This is a genomic window from Alteromonas sp. ABH4_454, assembly GCF_056311775.1.
This window is the reverse complement of the sequence record NZ_CM149972.1, coordinates 2033128-2051194: the sequence shown is the minus strand read 5'-3', so window position 1 is coordinate 2051194 and position 18067 is coordinate 2033128. Positions and strand designations below refer to the sequence as shown.

Sequence of the window (18067 nt, the reverse complement as noted above, 5' to 3'; positions counted from 1 at the left end):
AGCCTTAGCTTTTATAACCGTTTTTACTCTTGCTCACCCGCTTCTTGCCCATCTTTTGGCGCCTGAGGCTTCATGTGTGGGAACAAGATAACGTCTTTAATTGTTGAGCTATCGGTAAACAACATCGCTAGACGGTCGATACCAATACCTTCACCCGCTGTTGGTGGTAAGCCGTATTCAAGGGCGCGGATGTAATCGTCGTCAAAGTGCATGGCTTCATCGTCACCAGCATCTTTCTCTTCAACCTGCTTCGCAAAGCGCTCTGCTTGGTCTTCTGGGTCGTTCAACTCGCTAAAGCCGTTTGCCAACTCACGTCCACCTACGAAGAACTCGAAGCGGTCGGTAATGAATGGGTTATTGTCATTACGGCGCGCAAGCGGTGATACTTCCCACGGATATTCTGTAATAAACGTAGGTTGCTCAAGCTTTTCTTCAGCGGTTGCTTCGAAGATTTCACAAAGATACTTACCTGCACCCCAAATACCGTCAACTTCAGGCTCTTTGATGTGAAGCTGTTTCGCCATCGCTTTAAGCGCATCAAGGTTAGCTTCTGGGTCGCGGATAGCTTCCTCATTAGCTTCTGGCCAATACTTAAGAATAGCTTCACCCATGCTTAAGCGGTCAAACGGCTTACCAAAATCGTATTCAACTTCAGACGTTACGTTACCTTCAGCGTCTTTGGTTGTGTTTTTGATAATGCTTGTTCCAAGAATATCTTCTGCCAAGGTGCGCAGCATATCTTCTGTAAGGTTCATCAGGTCGTTATAGTCTGCATACGCTTGGTAAAACTCAAGCATAGTAAACTCTGGGTTATGACGGGTTGATAGACCTTCATTACGGAAGTTACGGTTGATTTCGAACACACGCTCAAATCCACCAACCACTAAGCGCTTAAGGTATAACTCTGGCGCGATACGCAGGTACATATCGATGTCTAGCGCATTGTGGTGAGTTACAAACGGCTTCGCCGTCGCGCCACCAGGAATAACCTGTAGCATTGGCGTTTCTACTTCAAGGTAGTCTCGCTCGGTAAGATAATTGCGAATCCCGTTTACGATCTTGCTTCGGATCATGAAGGTTTTACGCGTTTGTTCACTTGTAATTAGGTCAACATAACGCTGGCGATACTTCGTTTCCTGGTCGCTCAAACCATGGAACTTTTCTGGCAATGGACGAAGCGCTTTTGTTAGCAACTCGTATTGCTCCATGTTTACGTATAGGTCGCCTTTACCTGACTTGTGCAAGTCGCCCGCTACACCAATGATGTCACCAATATCCAGTGCACCGTATTTGGCTTTAAGGGCTTTTTGTGTGTCTTTATCAGCGTAAGCTTGAATACGGCCTGTCATATCTTGAAGCAGCATGAAAGGACCACGCTTTGCCATGATACGGCCAGCAATGCTTACTTTATTACCCTGTTCTTGTAGCGTTTCTTTGTCGAATTCACCGAACTTAGCTTGAAGCTCATCCGCATAGTTTTCGCGACGGAAGCTGTTTGGGAAACCGTTTGCACGGCACTGCTCGCGAATAGCGCTTAGCTTGGCACGGCGCTCTGCAATCAATTTGTTATCGTCTGTTTGTTGGTCAGTCATAACCTTTCACTTCGTTGTTCGGTTTACAGCCCAGATTTCAGGCTGGCTTCAATAAATTTGTCCAAGTCGCCATCTAGCACGGCTTGAGTGTTACGTGTTTCCACGCCAGTACGCAAATCTTTAATGCGAGAGTCGTCAAGTACGTAAGAGCGTATTTGACTTCCCCAGCCGATATCAGACTTGCTGTCTTCCATCGCTTGTTTTTCAGCGTTTTGTTTTTGCAGTTCAAACTCGTAAAGTTTGGCTTTTAACTGCTTCATCGCCTGATCTTTGTTTTTATGCTGCGAGCGGTCATTTTGACACTGCACCACAATACCCGTTGGTTCGTGAGTAATACGTACCGCAGAGTCCGTTCTGTTTACGTGCTGACCACCCGCGCCCGATGCGCGATAGGTGTCTATACGTAAATCAGACGGGTTGATATCTATATCAATATCGTCGTCAATTTCTGGGTATACAAACGCTGATGAAAATGACGTATGACGGCGGTTACCCGAGTCAAACGGTGACTTACGAACCAAACGGTGCACGCCAGTTTCTGTACGTAGCCAACCAAATGCATATTCGCCCTGAATACGCAAAGTTGCGCTTTTAATCCCGGCTACATCACCGTCTGATACTTCAATAAGTTCAGTTTTAAAACCGTGGGCTTCACCCCAACGCAAATACATGCGAAGCAACATATTTGCCCAATCTTGCGCTTCTGTACCACCAGAGCCCGACTGAATATCAATGTAGCAGTCGTTTTCATCATTTGGACCAGAGAACATACGGCGAAACTCAAGCACTTCTAGCTGCTCAATTAAGCCTTCCAGTTCACTTTGGGCCTCGTTGAAAGTATCTTCATCTTCAGCTTCAACGGCCAATTCAACAAGACCTTCAACATCTTCTGTTCCCTGGTCGAGCTTATGGATCGTTTCAACGATTTGCTCAAGGGCCACTTTTTCTTTGCCAAGTGCCTGCGCTCTGTCTGGCTCGTTCCAAACATCGGGACTTTCTAACTCTCGGCTAACTTCTTCTAAACGCTCTGACTTTGCATCAAAGTCAAAGATACCCCCTAAGCGCTTCGGTGCGCTCGCGGATATCTTTTATCGCATTAGTAACGGGGTTTATTTCAAACATAGTCCGCTTATTTCGTTAAAAATTTAAGACCGCGGATAGTACCGAATTTGAAGGAATTTTGATAGGGGTTGGCGCAAATATTGCGACCTAGTTTTTGCATAAGCTAGCGAACATTTTTTAGTCGCTTAAGGTGAATTGAATAATATTACCGTTAAACGGCGCGCAGCTAGCATTGGTAATACAGTCAAAGCCCATAAGATTAAACTTATAAAGCATTAAACGCTTACTGGCATCTTAATTCGATGCACTGGTTTAGCACATTCTCGCTTCCCACAAGTGTGCAGTGCAAACCATAAAGTCGTTATAAGCGATAATTGGAAAAGTAATAGGAAAAGAATGTCGTTAAATAATTTGTCTTATGCTGTTATCGGAGTACTTCTCGGTCTCTTAGTATTGGCATTAGGCCAACTTGTTGACTGTCAGAACTTAGCCGGCGCAACCATGGCGCTACAGTGCCCCAATGGTACGCCTATTTCAAAACTATGGCTGGCCACCTCAATGTTAATAGCTGGAAGTGGTATCGCCGCTTGGCTATTTCGAAACCGCAACGTCTAATCGCGTTGCCATATTGTAAGCGCACTGCAATCTGCCGAACCTAAATTAACTAAATACACCTACGTGTTTTCAACTACAAATTGCAGCGCGTATAGGTAGGTTACAGAGCGGATAAAGAAGGCGCCCCCTTTATCCGCAGTAGTGCTCACCTTTACATTTACGCCTATTTAGCCAACGTATAATCCGTATAGCCTTTCTCACCGCCACCGAACAAGGTGTCAGGATTATGTGTGTTTAACGGTAGATTGTTCTCTAATCGATAGGGTAAATCAGGGTTTGCTACGAAAGGACGGCCAAAACCAATCATATCTGCCCACCCTGCTGACAGCGCACTTTCGGCACGCGCCTTGTCGTACTTTCCTGCATAAATCAATATACCGCTGAATGCTTTGCGAATAGCCTGCTTGAAGGATATCGGCATTTGCGGTGCATCGTCCCAGTCGGCCTCTGCAATGTGCATATAGCCAACATTAAAGCTGTTTAGCATTGAAGCTATTGCAAGGTAGGTCTCTTCCGGATTGTTGTCGACCGTCCCGTTTAATGTTGTTAGGGGCGCTAGACGTACACCTACTTTATCAGCGCCAATTTCCTCAGACACAGCCTGCACCACTTCTTTCAAGAATCGAATACGGTTCTGTACACCTCCGCCGTATTCATCAGTTCTTGCATTACTCTGAGAATCAATAAACTGGTTAAGCAAGTAACCATTAGCAGAATGCAGTCTCAATACCATCAAAACCGGCATCAACCGCGTTTCTTGCAGCAACTCGGTATTCTTCAACCACCGCTTTTATATCGTCAATGGTCATTTCCCTAGGCATGACTGAGTCTACAAAGCCAGGGTTGCCATCTTCATCCACGAATACCTTAACCCCTTTTGCTTGAATTGGAGATGCACTGATAGGCTGCTGCCCTTCTGTATTTGATGGATGAGAAACACGACCCACGTGCCAAAGTTGTGCGTACATTACACCACCTGCGTCATGTACTTTATCTGTTACTAGTTTCCAGCCTTTAATTTGGGACTTGGTATAGATACCTGGCGTCCAAGCATATCCCTTACCTAGCGCAGAAATTTGTGTGCCCTCGCTTACGATTAGCCCTGCGCTTGCGCGTTGGGCGTAATAATCTGCCATTAACGCATTTGGCACGTCACCAGGCTGGGTTGAACGGGAACGGGTCATCGGTGGCATAACAACACGGTTTTTAAGCGTTTTTCCAGCCAGCGATACGGTTTCAAATAATTTCATAATGGGGGTCCTTTAAGTTTTTCACTTTTGCAGTTTCATCTTATGTAACCCTATAAATGAGGCCCATTAGCTTTGTCAGAACCCGTACTTTTCACAAAGCACTTTTGCATTTTTCGCAAAAGTATTAGCCCATTTCGACGACGTTACACCAAAAATTCACTATCACCTCTTGACGCAGAAAATTTTAAGCTTACACTTGTGCGCTGAATTAGCGTACACTTGTACGCTTAAATATTTCATCCTTTTTTGTATTGAAAATATTCCGACGTTAAATAGGTGTGATTTCTACATTGAGACAATTACTAGATAAATTTACTGATCGCATATTCCACCACGGCTCTTGGAAGGGCTATTGGGAAGTACTGATTCAGCAAATTAAACCCGCATGGCGCGATGGGTATTTCAGAGCCAGAGTTATAACAGTAAACAGCTTAAGCACGGATATGCTCGAGGTGGTACTTAAGCCAGATAGTTCGTGGCCCACTCATACCGCGGGGCAGCATATCGCGTTAACCATAGAGATTAATGGCAGGCTCACCACCCGCGTATTTACCATAGCAAGTGGTGCTAATACCTACCAAAGAGACAAGCAGATCCGCTTGGTGACTAAGGTAAAAGCCGAGGGCGCGCTAACGCCTTACCTTCATGCTTGTGTGCCCAATCAATGGGTAAATATCTCAGCCCCCAAGGGAGAGTTTGTATGGCCTGAAACGCAAAAGCCTCTCCTTATGATTGCGGGTGGCTCAGGCATTACCCCTTTCATTGCCATGCTTGACGATGCTATTAACAATGCGCAGGTAAATCAAAAAGCGGTGCATTTGCTTTATTTTGCTAAGCCAAATGAACACGTATTGCTTAACGAGCTATCTGCCTTCAGTAAACGCTGTGAAAGCTTCACCTATGATGTTTTAACCAAGCAAAAAGATGGGGACGTAGAAGCCCATTTATCTTATTTCGCCGATGCACACTGGTTAGTGTGTGGCCCACATGCCATGTTCGAGCAAGCTGAAAGTTATGCAAAGACAATTAGCGCACCTGTTTCAAGCGAACATTTCGCTGCGCTGCCTGTGGTGGACAACACAAGCCTTACCGAAAGCGAAATCTTCTCTTTAATTCACAACGGCCAACCTTTGGCTATCGATAATCAGCAAACCCTGCTTTCACAGCTTCAACAAGCAGAACAACCTGTGACCTATGGCTGTGGAATGGGGATTTGTCATCAGTGCCAATGTGTTAAGAAAAGAGGCGTGGTAAGAGATACCCGTACTGGCGAACTTTCAGATAGCGCAGAGCAACTTATTCAGTTGTGTGTATCACAAGCCGTTACCGATGTGGAGATTCAACTATGAACACAAGCGTAGCAATAGACAAACAACACCGAGAAGAGGCGATTGAACAAGCGCGCTTACCGGAGTGTGAAACTCATAATACTCAAGTAATTGGGGCAACGAGCACTGAAAAGAAACCTAACTACGAGCTACTTGCCGCCCAACTTGATGAAATCAAAGCCGATATCAAACAGAAAGTAGGTGCTGAAGATGCAGCCTATATTCGACGTATTATTCTCATTCAGCGTATCTGCGAATGGGGGGGCCGAATACTCCTAATGTTGGGATTCATTCAACCGCTGCTCTGGGTTGCCGGCGTATTAAGCTTAGCAACGGCTAAAATACTCGACAATATGGAAATTGGCCATAACGTGATGCACGGTCAGTACGACTGGATGAACGATAAACATATTAACTCGAAAGGCTATGAATGGGATATTGCCTGTGATGGCGCAAGCTGGAATCGCGTTCATAATTACGAACATCACACCTATACCAACATTATTGGCAAAGATAGAGACTTTGGCTATGGCTTGCTTCGCCTGTCTAACGATTTCAGATGGCGTGTAAAAAACTTATGGCAGTTCGCAACTTATATCGTACTTAGCGTGATGTTTCAGTGGGGCGTGTCTTATCACGAGATGGCCGCTGAGCGGGTCTTTTTTGGAAAGAAGAAAGATAACCGCAAGAATCAGGTTACCCATAGCGAGCTTAAGAAGCGCTTTTTCAGCAAAGGGGCGCGTCAATTAGTAAAAGACTATGTTCTATTTCCTCTGATAGCTGGCCCTCTATTTTTATGGGTACTTACAGGCAACCTTGTTGCCAACTTACTGCGCAATCTGTGGACGTCGACTATCATCTTCTGTGGTCATTTCACTGGCGATGTAGAAACATTCAAAGAGGAAGATTGCGTTAACGAGACGCAAGGACAGTGGTACTACCGTCAAGCGCTAGGCTCATCTAACATCAAAGGCGGAAACCTGTTTCACGTGCTTACCGGGCATTTAAGCTTTCAGATTGAGCATCACCTGTTTCCAGATATCCCAGCCAGACGCTATAGAGAAATGGCCCCAAAGGTAGAGGCCGTATTCAAAGAACACGGCATGCACTACAACACTGGAGGCTTTTTAAAACAGTACGGTAGCGTGTTAAAGCGAATTATTCGCTACTCTTTCCCTTAACAAACTGAAACCCTAACCAGCCGGCCATAGCGCTCGCGCTGGTTAGGCAAGTGCCCCACGCCCAATCAATCAGCATGATGAACAATGTAAAACCTTCAATAATGCTGTATGCCGTTAAGTTGTAAGCGCCATAACTGGCTAATCCTAAAAGCGCGCCATCTATTCCAGCATAAAGTAGCGATTTCTCTCTGTTCGCTACCACAGCAAGTACAAACACCACGCATCCATACATTAAATAAAACACTACCCAAGGCCACGTGATAAATTGACTTCTGAGTAGCGGCTCCATCTCACTTTGATACCAGCCGTCCGCGATAACGCCAAGCCAAAAGAAATCAAGTACGCCAAAGCACACAAAGATAGCAATTAACGACACGATGATGTTTTTCGCAAAGCGAATGATGTTGGAAAGCATGAAACCTATCCCTGTAAATAAGCAAATTGTTGATATAAGTTATTTAAAATATGAATACGTAAGTGTTGCACAATTAGCGCATTGGGAAAACGGTAAACCTATTCACTGCGCGTGATCACTTTACTTAAAACTTACACTGGCAACTGCAACTTTAAAGACCGCTTAGCCTCAAAGTGACGTGGTTCAAAAAAACGTAAAATAAAATGAAAAAAACACTATTAGTCATAACGACTTCGTTAATTGTCAGTGCGTGTGCTCATAGGCCACCACCTTTAGACATGGATGAAATATTCTTTGAAACGAAAATCAAGCAGGACGGTACCAAGCTCTTCGCGTTTAGCATTCCATTAATGAAACCGCGAGAAGGCGCTAAAGGTGGCGGTGGTCGTGGCGGCCGTGGAGGACAGGAAAACCGAGGAGGCTCATCACAAAAATCTTCTGATAGCAGCGATAGAATGACTAAGCAACTCTATGCCTCTCTTGATGAAAAATTGGATGAAACAGGTTATTGCCAAACCGGCTATATAGAAATCGATACACATCAAACCGAAGATAGGCTGCACCTATTAGGCGAATGTAATGAGACGGCTAGCGAACTGGACAGACTCGACTTCCCGAACGTTAATTAACGCGTTTTTCATAAGGCGCATTGCCGATAGCGTGCGCTTCATTTAACACTCGTTTGCTCAACATTTGTTTGCACAGTAACACCTTAGTCAACACATAGGGTATGCTCCACCACACCGTTAGACACATAGGCTCTACAGCCGAACAAATCCGTAGTTTCTAAACACACGCCACTGGCTTTTTGCCCTGCTTCTACCTGGTTGTTTCCTGTAACACAGGCCACTTCGCACTCGCTACTGTCATTACACGCATTGCCAGCATCCTTTGCGGGTAGCACACAAGCATACGCCTGCTGTCGGCCTACTTTCTTCCAGTCACCACCTTGTTTATCACACACTTTTTCAGACTCAATAGAATAGGCCTGCTGTACCAAAGGCAGAGAGGTATCAACAACATGCTCTAATTTTTCAACTTCTTCAACACTTGCTATCGGCTGTTCAATGACTTCTGGGGGCCGCGCACCACAAGCCGCTAAAGTTGCACCCAAGCCCACTGCCAACCAGGCCCCAAACCGATGCTGTATCTTAACGCTTGCCTGTTTCATTCTTTCCCTCTATTTGTTTTACTTTTTAAACAATTACTACTTAAAAGCCACGCTTTTTCAAACCTGCGATACTTATGACCACGGCTATTAGATAAGTTCTTATTTTTTCGATAAATCCTTATTCGTGCGCTGCGCTATGCCTAATAAATTATCGAGCCTATGAAATTTTAATGATACCTAGGCGGGTCTCTTCATACACTTCGCAAAACTTGCAGTATTTACGGATGCTTTATGACACTACACCAAACCGAAAACCTGGTAACCGCGTTAATAACTTTCAGCTTCGCTGTTCTTGGCCTAACATTTTTATTGGGTGCAAATCCCAATGCACTAATAACTACTTTTAATTTCTATTCGTTAGCCGCAATGGTTAGTGAAAGTGCACTTGGTGCTATCACTGGGATTACATTATTGCTGCTAGCCTTAATGACATTTGCAGCACGATTTAAGCTAGTGTCAGCAAAAACGGTTACGCTATTCGCTGCATTGGTTACCGCTATCCCCCTACTCACCTTGTTATCTCCCGGGCGATGGATGGCTGATTTAGGCGGCTTTCCGATTATTGGAAGTGGTCAAGGCATCATCAAGTACTTCGCAGTATTACCGCTTTTTCTGTTCTTGTTTTATCGCGACAAACTTTCGCATAAACAGTCTGACTTCCCTTAACTTTGCACCTGTAGCCATGGTTTTACTATGGATAGGGAGCATGAAGTTTTTTGAGTTTGAAGCCAATGCAATTGTTGGGTTAGTAGAAACCTCGCCGTTTATGTCGTGGCTTTATGACGTGTTCAGTGTACAGGGAGCATCGAATGTAATTGGTGGGTTTGACGTCTTCTTTGCGCTTGTTTTGGGCGTAGGTATTTACACTAAGAACAAGCCAATGATCATTACGAGTGGAATCGCTTGTTTATCTGTATTTTTGATGACCCAAACATTTTTGTTTACTGTGCCGGATACCTTTAACAGTGCCACCATCGTTAACCGTTTAGGCCAGTTCGTTATTAAAGACCTTTGGTTTGTCGCTAACTTAGCGGTAGTGGCCTACTTCACAATATTTAATTCGGTGTCAATTCAAAACCGAAAAGCGCAACTAGACTAAATCAGGCTAAATTTGGCTACACTTGGCCGCGTGCTGCGGCCATTTCAAGTGATATAAAACAGCCAGTAAATAATGAGCAATCGTTTGATGGTCTTTATTTATCTTGTTCTACCAACAAGCTTACCCAGACTAATCTATGATCTGAACTGGCAGCACGGTCTTTAACTAATCGATACAGGTCACTTGTTTTAGCAGGCCAAAAAACGCCTGCATCATGTACATCGAACCCATATCGAGATGGTAGAACATAGTCGGCTCTGGCGCCCCAATAAGCGGTAAAGCGATTGCTGTATTTAGCGCCAGATGCGCCGGCACCGCCTGCACTTGTTGGAATTGTGTCGTTATTGACGAGCGGGTGTTCAGTAAGCTGTTCTATTACACCTTCTCTGTGTTTGTCCCCGATATCAGCAGCATTAAAATCGCCTACAAGCACAAAGCGTGTATCGTTTGCTAGGCTAACTTTCTCACCCGTGTCATCATAGATATATGCGCCTTTGTCAGGAGAAAGGTAATCTGCCATAAGTCTTATTTCATCGAAATTGCGCTTACCGTTTCTGTCCTCTTTTCCATCAAAATTCGGGGGCGTTGGGTGCATTGCTAATACATGTACGGTTTTATCCCCTACTTTTACTGGCACATCCCAGTGAGACTTTGAACTTAACCTCAATGCCGCCCATTCATTTACATCGTACCAAGGAGTGCCATTGTCCACATTGCCATTTTCATCTGGAATAATAGGTACTTGGGGATGAGGCATGTGATGCCATTTAAACGTCTGGAAAGTACGAATACCCTCAACATCAATTGGGTATTTTGACAGTAGCGCCATACCGTATTGTCCAGGATATAATCCAAACCCATAGGCATCGCCACCAAAACCTTCTGCCTTACCATTATTGTCTAAGTCGAAGGTGGTAGGCTCGCCCGTGTTTACTGGCGCTACGTAGGTGTAGGGGTAATCCACTGGCTTTAGGCCACGCTGAGAAACATTCAGGTAGTTTTCTATAAAAGCCTCTACCCCTTTGCGTTTATCTGCAATGTAATCAAACTCATTGAGTAATAAAATATCAGGGTTCACACGTTGAATGATCTCAGCAATATTTTTGACTTGAGGGTGCTCACCTGTAGATAGAACGTGTTGAAGAACTTTATTGCTTGGCGGCATATCCAACGATTTATAGTTAGTGGCTTCCATACTTACGTTAAACGTAGCGAGTTTAAGCATTTGCTGATCTTTTGAATAAGCCAAAGTGGATACGCACATTGCGGGTAAAAGAGCTGTTACAAAGAGAAGCGCCCTAATTTTCATGTTGTTACCTTTAAATAAAGTCGTTTGCTAACGATACCAATATGCATGAGGATTCTAAACTATTTTGTACTGAAGAATAGCCAGGGTCTGTTAAGCGTTAGGAGCAATGAACCTTACCTAAAGTTACCTCACTTGCGGCTATTTTTTTGCCCTCGTCGTTACAATCTTGGGTTAGTTTTAATCCTTCCAATTCTTGTGCTATCACCATTTTAAAAAATAACCGCACAATTAAATCGTTCAACAAAATTATATTGCACAAAAACTACCACAAAGTGGAATAATAGAATCTATTACTCATAATGCACTGATATTCTTTTTCTGGCGTTTAGAGAGAACAGCTCTCCCCTGAACTTTAACTGCGGCGCGCATTTTTAAGCAATGGCTAAGAATTTAATAGAAAGAGAGAAGTGTTATGAAAAGCTGGGTTTCAAAAGCGATTAATACCATCAATGCAGATTATCAGCGCTCTGCAGACACCCATCTGATAAAGCTTGAGCAAATAGCATTTCAAGGTATCGACATCTATCTAAAAGATGAAAGCACTCACCCCACGGGCAGCTTGAAACACCGTTTGGCTCGCTCCCTTTTTCTGTATGCTTTGTGTAATGGAAAAATTGTAGAGGGAACCACTGTTGTTGAAGCCTCATCAGGCAGTACAGCGGTGTCTGAAGCTTATTTCGCTAAGATGATTGGCGTTCCGTTTGTTGCTGTCATGCCTAAATCAACTGCACAAAGTAAAATCGCGCTTATTGAGCGATATGGCGGACAGTGTCACTTTGTGGATTGCCCTACACAAATGCACAGCGAAGCCACTAAGGTAGCGAAAGAACTTAACGGCTACTTTATGGACCAGTTCCTTTACGCTGAGCGCGCTACAGACTGGCGCGGCAATAATAATATTGCTGAAAGTATTTTTGAGCAGATGAAAGCCGAACCCCACCCTGTACCACACACCGTGGTTATGAGTGCAGGTACAGGCGGAACATCAGCAACCATAGGCCGCTACATACGATACAAAGGCCTCACTTCAAAACTCGTTGTAGTAGACCCAGAATTCAGTGTGTTTTTTGATAGCTTCAAGAGTAAGGATCATACACTTACGGCTACCCGTGGAAGCCGCATAGAGGGCATTGGACGCCCCAAAGTGGAAGCCTCTTTTCAGCACGACGTTATAGACGACATGATTGCGGTCCCCGACGCGGCCAGTATTGCTACTATGCATTGGTTAAACAATACCATGGGAATAAAAGCCGGCCCTTCTACCGGTACCAACTTATGGGGCGCATTAAGTGTTGCCAAACGTATGAATCAACAGGGTGAAGCGGGTTCAATAGTTACGCTTATGTGCGACAGCGGAGAAAGGTATGGCGACACCTATTACAACGCTCAGTGGGTACTAAACAATATTGGTTGTACAAGTGTGTTTACTGACAAACTAGAAAGTATTGAAAGCTGAATTAAAACTAAGGCAGCTCGGTTTACATTTTAAGCTGCTACTTAAAGTGCTGGCACGCTATATGTCGCGCAGCACTTTATTCAAATCATGGTTCACTATACATTAGCGATAGATTTGTAATAAAAAAGCTCACGAAGCCATGATGAAAATAAAGATGAAAATAAAGAACATTATTCGCAGCAGTGTTGCATTAACTGCCATAATCGCTACCCCCAACGCCTTCGCTACTAGCATACCGACAGCTTGAAGGCGTTAGCACCAGCAATACTAAGACAGATGCAAGTTACTCCACAGGTACTTCTAACAACAACTACGAAAGCGTTTTTGCCAATCTTGCACTTCACTGCATCCATCAAGAGTATCCCAATGTTGTAAAACACATGATGAATAGTGCCGACGACGTTAAAGCACCTAATAAACTCTACCCGGCCTTTTATGGTTGTTTAGACTGGCATTCGTCGGTGCATGGCCATTGGCTTTTAGTAAGAATGCTTAATACTGCGCAAGACGCAGTGAATAAAGATGAGATCATTGAAAAGCTAAATATCAGCTTTACGACAGAGAACATTCAAGGCGAACTTGCCAGCCTTAAGCGCGAAAACAATGCGTCATTTGAGCGCCCCTATGGCCTTGCTTGGTTTCTACAATTAACCGCGGAACTACGTCAATCGTCAATGCCACAAGCAAAGGTGTGGCTAAACACGCTACTGCCACTTGAGGAAGAAATTGTGGCAAGAGTAAGCGCATGGTTACCTAAATTGGCTTACCCTATTCGAACGGGTGAACACAGCCAAACCGCCTTTGCTTTCGGACTAATGTTAGACTGGGCGAAGGTAGCAGATAACGAGGACTTTGAAGCCCTGCTTACATCTAGAGTAAAAGAGTATTACCAGGCTGATAAGCAATGCCCCCTAGCCTACGAACCCTCAGGGCAGGATTTCCTATCTCCGTGTTTGGCCGAAGCTGACCTAATGCGCCGAGTAATGGCTAAAGAAGACTACAGCCAATGGCTTTCAGCATTTTTTCCAGACCTAACCGCTAAAACATCAAATTGGCTAGCGCCTGCGACCGTGACAGACAAAACAGACGGTAAGCTTGCCCACCTAGACGGACTGAATATCAGTCGTGCGTGGATGATTGAAGGCATTATGAGCGCTTTACCAGACGATGACGCACGCTTACCTGTATTGGAGAAAACGCTAAAAGCACATCGTGAAGCAGGATTAAACGCGGTGTTTGGTGATATGCACTACATGGGAAGCCATTGGCTTGGCAGCTTTGCCAGCTACTTGGAAACACAGCGCGGTTTGAATTAACTTTTATCCTACTAAAGTGTGAGATGAATGGGCACTAAAGTGCTATTCGTCTCACACCCCAACCGTGGCATGCTCATTCTATGGTGATATGAATAAAGCGCAGCTATGGAAATTTTACTTGTTGATGATCACGCAATAGTGAGAGAAGGCTTTTCTACGCTGTTATCTTCGGTACTCGAAGGCGCTGTCGTCACCAATGCAAAAAATGCGCAGCAAGCCACAAATGCACTTCGTACCAACCACTTCGACCTCATTATTTTAGACATTAATTTAGGAGCCACCAGCGGACTTACGCTAGCGGAATACATTATTCAGCGCTGGGAGCACGCAAAAGTACTTATGTTCAGCATGTTCGATGATATTTCCATCATCGATAGAGCTATGAAGCTAGGGGCAATGGGCTATGTTAGCAAACAAAGTGAACCTGATGTGCTGATAAGCGCGGTGACATCTATCATTAAAGGCCGGCGTTATTTGGAACACAATACTGCAATTGAACTCGCCACATTCAACCTGTCACATTCCGGAAGCAACTTAACAGATCTGACACAAAGAGAGTTAGATATATTCCTTGGAATAGCGAACGGCCTCTGTCGAAAACAGGTTGCAGAAAGCCTCAATATTTCCGAAAAAACGGTTTCAAACGTTATCACCCAGCTCAAGCGAAAACTTGAGCTACAAACAAATGCCGAGTTTGTTCACCTTGCCATCAAGCAGGGATATATCAAAATCGCCAGCTAAACAAGACCCACTAAATAAAGTCGGGAAATCTTCCCTGTACTTTCGTATCTTTTTTATACCCCTTTGGTACTGACTTTGTCTCATGATAAAGATACCTCATGCAAATCAATATATTAGCGTTTTCATTACACTTCAAACTAAGGGAAATTTTCCCGTGTTTTGGAGGACGAATTCCGTTTATAAGAGCCTCTACTTAGTTACATACTGTTAACACAACATCAAGGTAACAGTGGAAATAAAACTATGGCTAAGTTCTATTCAAAGGCTTCATTGGCCTTAAGCGTAATTATTGGTTTAGGTACGAGTTCACATTTATATGCGGACGATGGCGTGACATGGGCAGACATTGAAAATGATGCCAAGACGCCTGAGAACGTGCTGATGTATGGTATGGGTCCAGAAGCTCAGCGTTACAGCGGACTAGATCAAATCAACAAAGAAAATGTACACATGCTATCTCCGGCTTGGGTGATGAGTTTTGGTGATGAAAAGCAACGGGGTCAAGAATCCCAGGCAATAGTGTACGACGGTATTGTCTATGTAACCGGTAGCTACTCCCGTATCTACGCCTATGAAGCAAAAACAGGTAAGAAGTTGTGGGACTACGCCCACCGCCTTCCAGAAGGTATTCGACCTTGTTGTGACGTGGTAAATCGCGGCGCAGCAATTTATGGTGACTTAGTCTTTTTCGGTACGCTGGATGCTGGCGTTGTTGCCCTTGACCGGCTAACGGGAAAAGTAAAATGGAAGAAGCGCTTTGAAGACTATCGTGCAGGCTACACCATGACGGGGGCACCTACGATTGTTAAAGACCAAAAGTCAGGAAAAGTCATGCTTATTCACGGTTCATCAGGTGATGAGTTTGGTGTTGTAGGAAAACTATTTGCACGCGATCCTGAAACCGGTGAAGAGATTTGGATGCGTCCATTTGTTGAAGGGCACATGGGCAGATTAAATGGAAAAGACAGCACACCTACTGGCGGTTCATACGAAGTGACAACATGGCCGAAAGATGAAAATGGCGAAATGGTTGAGGCTTGGCACCACGGTGGTGGAGCACCATGGCAGAGTGCAAGTTTCGATGTTGAAACTAACACCATCATCATTGGTGCAGGTAACCCCGCTCCTTGGAATACATGGAAACGCACCGCCAAAGGCGGCGATCCGCGAGATTGGGATAACCTCTATACTTCCGGACAAGTAGGTGTAGATGCAACCACTGGTGAGGTTAAATGGTTCTATCAACATACACCTAACGACGCATGGGATTTCTCTGGCAACAATGAACTTGTTCTATTTGACTATTACGATAATGGAAAGCTCGTAAAAGCGACGGCTCATGCAGACAGAAATGGCTTTTTCTATGTAGTTAACAGACAAAACGGTGAATTCATCAGAGGCTTTCCCTTTGTAGATAACATTACGTGGGCCACACACATAGACCATGACACGGGTCGCCCAGTTGAAGTAGACGGACAGCGCCCGCCACTGCCTGAGCCGGGTGAAAAACGAGGAAAGTCAATAGAGGTATCGCCTCCATTCTTGGGCGGGAAGAACTGGAACCCGATGGCCTACAGCCAGAATACCGGCTGGTTCTATATGGGCGCAAACCACTGGAAAGAAGACTACTGGACGGAAGAAGTGACCTATAAGAAAGGTGCAGCTTACCTAGGACAGGGTTTTAGAATTAAGCGCATGTATGACGACCACGTGGGCGTACTTCGTGCCGTAGACCCCATTTCAGGTGAAATTAAATGGACACACAAAGAGAAACTTCCTATGTGGGCTGGGGTACTGGCGACGAAAGGCGGACTCATTATTACCGGAACGGGCGATGGCTATGTCAAAGCTTTCGATGAGGAAACCGGTGAAGAACTTTGGAAGTTCCAAACGGGCTCGGGCATCATTTCATGCCCTATAACCTGGGAAGAGGATGGTGAGCAGTACATTGGTTTAGCGTCAGGGTATGGTGGTGCAGTACCTCTATGGGGTGGAGATATGGCTGAACTCACTAAACCTGTAGCGCAAGGTGGTTCGTTTTGGGTATTTAAACTTCCTAATCACAATAAGAAGCAAAATGTAGCTAAACAATAGCTTTAAATTTGCAAACCAAACCGAGAGGCAGTGAAAAAGCCTCTCGGCATTAAGGAGCTCTCATGCGCTTACGTTTTCAAAAAACCAAACAACTCCCAGTATTATTATTAGTCGCCCTATATTCAGCAACTGCCAGTGCCATTCCCGATTTCGAAGATGATGTGAAGATTATCAACGGATGTGAAATAAAACCAAAAACAGTATGTAGCAATACAGACTTGAGCGGTGCTGATTTGAGCCATGCAAATTTGCACGGGGCAGTATTCACAAACGTTAAGTTCAACAAAACCAATTTAAGGCACGCCAACTTAAGCTACTCGACGTTTAAGAAAAGTAACCTAGACCACGCTGATTTAGCTACCGCCAACTTAAAACATGCAGATTTACGCAGTTCAAAAGTTCGCAACGCTAACTTAGAAGGTGTAGATGGCTGGGCGCTTTTCGGTCAAGGGGTTGATTTCACCAACTCCAACTTTTCAGGTGCCAACCTAGACCAAGGGCGTTTATCAGGTGCGACAATGGTAAACACCAACTTACGTGCCGCGCGCCTAGAGCGAGTTTGGATGAACAAAGCAAACTTTGAAGGTGCTTCACTCATTAACGCCAATATTCAGGAAGCAAAACTGAACGATGCAAGTTTGTATCGAGCGAACCTAACAGGCACGCGCATCCACTACGCAACATTTCAGGGCACTTTCATGGACGAATGTATAAATTGTCCGATTGACTGGTAAGCTAGAGCCCCCTTGGGGTTGCTCTAGCAAGGTCGCTCACGTCTAAGACAGTTTACCAGCCAACTCAGCGGTTTCTTTACCCAAATTCTTGAGCTGCTTAATCGTTTTTTCATCGGTAATTACGCCATCTTCCATAAGCGTACTGACCTTCGCGATAGCTTTTTGGTTTGGCAGGACCATAGTACCTAAGTTTTCAAGCAGCATTCTCAGTACCACCAGCACACGCATACCACCCAGCCCGCCGGCCGACGCGGCCATAATACCGGCCACTTTACCGCGATACGCTTGCAGTGGCTTTTCGCCTTCTCCCATACGTGATGCCCAATCGATAGCGTTTTTCAGCAGTGCTGGGTAGCTAGAATTGTATTCTGGTGATGCTATAAGAAAACCATCATGACTCATTAGCAATTCTTTGAACGCCTGCGCTTTTTCAGGCATGCCAAATTCAGCCTCTTCGTCTTCATTAAATATTGGCATTTGATAGTCGGCTAGGTCAATAACGGTAACCTCTGCGCCAGCTTCACGGGCGCCTTCAGCAGCGACGTTAACAATAGCTTGGTTAAACGAACCTTTACGGGTACTGCCTGCAAATGCAAGGATCTTAGTCATTTGGGTTTCCTGTCCTTAATTTGAATAGATAATTTAGTCTTCTTATTTATAAAGATGTGTTGGCCTATCGGTTTTATTTGAAATACCAAATCAAT

At 44.7% G+C, this 18067-nt stretch carries 14 protein-coding genes and 3 pseudogenes; 10 read left to right on the top strand and 7 right to left on the bottom strand.

The genetic code is table 11. The features are described 5' to 3' along the window. Positions 1-23: 23 nt before the first annotated feature. The gene (gene lysS / locus ACYX4W_RS08935; protein ID WP_269916047.1) at positions 24-1592 is read right to left on the bottom strand and encodes a lysine--tRNA ligase; all 1569 of its coding nucleotides are present in this window, start codon (positions 1590-1592) and stop codon (positions 24-26) included. A gap of 23 nt (positions 1593-1615) precedes the next feature. Then, positions 1616-2714 (bottom strand): peptide chain release factor 2 gene (prfB, locus tag ACYX4W_RS08930; protein ID WP_474808039.1). Its coding sequence is split into 2 segments (ribosomal slippage): positions 1616-2638 and positions 2640-2714, totalling 1098 coding nucleotides; the frame shifts between segments, so codons are not numbered across the junction. A 336-nt stretch (positions 2715-3050) separates the two neighbouring features. Between prfB and ACYX4W_RS08925 the strand changes: the two genes are divergently transcribed. Next, positions 3051-3269 (top strand): hypothetical protein, encoded by a 219-nt coding sequence (locus tag ACYX4W_RS08925; RefSeq protein WP_474808041.1) that lies wholly within the window; start codon positions 3051-3053, stop codon positions 3267-3269. Positions 3270-3432: 163 nt separating this feature from the next. On the opposite strand, the pseudogene ACYX4W_RS08920 reads toward ACYX4W_RS08925, so the two are convergent. Next, positions 3433-4519, bottom strand: a pseudogene (locus ACYX4W_RS08920) (alkene reductase). 290 nt (positions 4520-4809) lie between these two features. On the opposite strand from ACYX4W_RS08920, the gene ACYX4W_RS08915 reads away from it, so the two are divergent. Both ACYX4W_RS08915 and ACYX4W_RS08910 read left to right on the top strand, forming a co-directional pair. Next, entirely contained in the window at positions 4810-5868 is a 1059-nt protein-coding gene (locus tag ACYX4W_RS08915) for a flavin reductase family protein (protein ID WP_476075314.1), read from the top strand. Next, positions 5865-7028 carry a fatty acid desaturase family protein gene (locus tag ACYX4W_RS08910; RefSeq protein ID WP_476075313.1) on the top strand — a complete coding sequence of 388 codons (1164 nt, stop codon included), beginning with the start codon at positions 5865-5867 and terminating at the stop codon, positions 7026-7028. Before ACYX4W_RS08915 ends, ACYX4W_RS08910 begins: the two co-directional genes overlap by 4 nt. Here the strand turns inward: ACYX4W_RS08910 and ACYX4W_RS08905 are convergent. Further along, positions 7006-7443 carry a DUF2177 family protein gene (locus ACYX4W_RS08905; RefSeq protein WP_476075312.1) on the bottom strand — a complete coding sequence of 146 codons (438 nt, stop codon included), beginning with the start codon at positions 7441-7443 and terminating at the stop codon, positions 7006-7008. The two genes, ACYX4W_RS08910 and ACYX4W_RS08905, sit on opposite strands and share 23 nt — an antisense overlap. 203 nt (positions 7444-7646) lie before the next feature. On the opposite strand from ACYX4W_RS08905, the gene ACYX4W_RS08900 reads away from it, so the two are divergent. After that, positions 7647-8072 (top strand): hypothetical protein, encoded by a 426-nt coding sequence (locus tag ACYX4W_RS08900; RefSeq protein WP_476075311.1) that lies wholly within the window; start codon positions 7647-7649, stop codon positions 8070-8072. 83 nt (positions 8073-8155) lie between these two features. On the opposite strand, the gene ACYX4W_RS08895 is transcribed toward ACYX4W_RS08900, so the two are convergent. Continuing rightward, positions 8156-8614 (bottom strand): hypothetical protein, encoded by a 459-nt coding sequence (locus ACYX4W_RS08895; RefSeq protein WP_476075310.1) that lies wholly within the window; start codon positions 8612-8614, stop codon positions 8156-8158. Positions 8615-8845: 231 nt separating this feature from the next. Here ACYX4W_RS08895 and ACYX4W_RS08890 point away from each other — a divergent pair. Next, positions 8846-9713, top strand: a pseudogene (locus ACYX4W_RS08890) (DUF417 family protein). 94 nt (positions 9714-9807) lie between these two features. On the opposite strand, the gene ACYX4W_RS08885 reads toward ACYX4W_RS08890, so the two are convergent. Beyond that, entirely contained in the window at positions 9808-11022 is a 1215-nt protein-coding gene (locus ACYX4W_RS08885; protein ID WP_476075309.1) for an endonuclease/exonuclease/phosphatase family protein, read from the bottom strand. A gap of 412 nt (positions 11023-11434) precedes the next feature. Between ACYX4W_RS08885 and ACYX4W_RS08880 the strand changes: the two genes are divergently transcribed. The 5 genes and pseudogenes from ACYX4W_RS08880 to ACYX4W_RS08860 all read left to right on the top strand — a co-directional run bounded on the left by ACYX4W_RS08880 (position 11435) and on the right by ACYX4W_RS08860 (position 17363). Next, the gene (locus ACYX4W_RS08880; protein ID WP_474808057.1) at positions 11435-12478 is read left to right on the top strand and encodes a PLP-dependent cysteine synthase family protein; all 1044 of its coding nucleotides are present in this window, start codon (positions 11435-11437) and stop codon (positions 12476-12478) included. Positions 12479-12537: 59 nt separating this feature from the next. Next, positions 12538-13794 (top strand): annotated as a pseudogene (locus tag ACYX4W_RS08875) (DUF2891 domain-containing protein). Between the two features lie 105 nt (positions 13795-13899). After that, positions 13900-14535 carry a response regulator transcription factor gene (locus tag ACYX4W_RS08870; protein WP_474808061.1) on the top strand — a complete coding sequence of 212 codons (636 nt, stop codon included), beginning with the start codon at positions 13900-13902 and terminating at the stop codon, positions 14533-14535. 243 nt (positions 14536-14778) lie between these two features. After that, a complete protein-coding gene (locus tag ACYX4W_RS08865) occupies positions 14779-16629 on the top strand; it encodes a methanol/ethanol family PQQ-dependent dehydrogenase (protein ID WP_474808063.1) in 1851 nt (616 codons plus the stop codon). 62 nt (positions 16630-16691) lie between these two features. Further along, positions 16692-17363: a pentapeptide repeat-containing protein gene (locus ACYX4W_RS08860; RefSeq protein ID WP_474808065.1), complete on the top strand. Its 672-nt coding sequence runs from the start codon at positions 16692-16694 to the stop codon at positions 17361-17363. Between the two features lie 42 nt (positions 17364-17405). On the opposite strand, the gene ACYX4W_RS08855 is transcribed toward ACYX4W_RS08860, so the two are convergent. Continuing rightward, positions 17406-17972 carry an NADPH-dependent FMN reductase gene (locus tag ACYX4W_RS08855; protein WP_474808067.1) on the bottom strand — a complete coding sequence of 189 codons (567 nt, stop codon included), beginning with the start codon at positions 17970-17972 and terminating at the stop codon, positions 17406-17408. Positions 17973-18067 lie beyond the last annotated feature (95 nt).